This is a genomic window from Clostridium sp. DFI.1.208 (assembly GCF_024463855.1).
GTDB lineage: Bacteria > Bacillota_I > Bacilli_A > Erysipelotrichales > Erysipelotrichaceae > Clostridium_AQ.
Map to the genome: position 1 here is coordinate 1 of NZ_JANGCA010000322.1, position 255 is coordinate 255.

Consider the following 255-nt stretch of genomic DNA (forward strand, 5'->3'; position numbering starts at 1 on the left):
CTCCTGAGCGTTATACAGAACCGGCAGTACGATATATCAAGGTGATGAAGAGCGGAAGCTCAACAGATATCTATTACGAGCGTCTGGATAAAGTAAAGGATATACTGAGTGACAGCATGTATGAGACATTGTCCCCTGAGATGAGCAAGGAGGAAATACAAGCCGAAAAAGAACAGGCTGCAAAGGTAGATAAGGATTCTATCACGAAAACGAAGATCACAGATACACGATACAGTTATCGATGGAAGAAAGAAG

At 42.4% G+C, this 255-nt stretch carries 1 protein-coding gene; it reads left to right on the plus strand.

From position 1 onward, the window contains the following. The coding region (locus NE665_RS24535) for a hypothetical protein (RefSeq protein ID WP_256302785.1) at positions 1-255 on the plus strand (255 nt) is incomplete at both ends.